Origin of the sequence: Escherichia sp. E4930 (assembly GCF_005845405.1) — a bacterium.
GTDB lineage: Bacteria > Pseudomonadota > Gammaproteobacteria > Enterobacterales > Enterobacteriaceae > Escherichia.
Genome location: NZ_VCDZ01000072.1, coordinates 1 through 1,043 on the forward strand (window position 1 = coordinate 1; position 1,043 = coordinate 1,043).

Annotated in this window: 2 pseudogenes; both read left to right on the plus strand. The window is 43.7% G+C overall.

The features are described from left to right. A pseudogene (locus tag FFT88_RS25965) lies at nucleotides 1-124 on the plus strand (chemotaxis protein); the annotation flags it as partial. 46 nt (nucleotides 125-170) lie between these two features. Then, nucleotides 171-1,043 (plus strand): annotated as a pseudogene (locus FFT88_RS25105) (coiled-coil domain-containing protein 22); the annotation flags it as partial.

Below are 1,043 nucleotides of genomic sequence, written 5' to 3' on the forward strand. Positions count from 1 at the left end.
AAAAGATAACGTTATTGAAATGGAAAAGGATGATAATGGAATGAATGTTATTAATAAGGAAGAGCTGGATGATGTACTGGCCAGTTCGGTTGTGAAATTTGATGATTTTTCATCCCGGAGTTAATGATTTACCGGGCGTTAAAGCCCGGCTTTACAAGAAGTGAAATAACATGAATGTGGAAAAATTTGACTGGACAGAAGAGTTACATCAGACCATGGTGAAGAGCCTGGTTACATCATTCGGGCTGGATTTTCTGTTGCTAAATGATCGTAAGGGTGGTGATGTTGACACTATCCATAATGTGCGTAATGGCATTTATGCCACGGAGGCTGAGCGACAGCGGTATGAAGGTCGTGGCGACTATGATTCACATCACTACCACAGCCATGAGAACTACATCGCGACGAACCGGGAAGGAAAGCGTGCGCATCAGGCAGGGGCTCTTACTGATGCATATACAGGCGAAGTGTTTGCTTCAGACGATAAAAAAAATCTGGATCATATTATTTCCGCTAAAGAAATTCATAATGATCCGGGGAGAATTCTTGCTGAACGGGATGGTGCAGAACTGGCAAATGACGCTTCAAATCTGGCATTCACACATGAGTCGCTCAATAAATCAAAGAAAGCAGACTCAATGGATGCGTTTATTTGCACACTGCAGAAAAACAGAGAAGATACGTTAAGGCAGATAGCAGAGCTTGAATCTCAGGCAACACTGACAGAAAAAGAAAAGAAACGTCTGATAAGTCTGAGAAAAAAAGCTGATGCAGATACTGAGCGTATGGAAAGGGCTGATAAATATGCCCGGGAAAAATACGAGGCCACGATTAATCAGAGCTATTACCTGAGTAGTAAGTTTGCTACTGCTGTCGCCAGTGCTTCACTTAATTCCGGTTTTCGTATGGGGACGCGACAGATGCTGGGGCTTATTCTTGCCGAGATCTGGTTCGAACTGAGGGAACGAATCCCGCATATTATCAGACAGCAACGGAACTCATTCTGCGCCGGCAAATGCCTGTCCGAAATAACGTCAGCATTA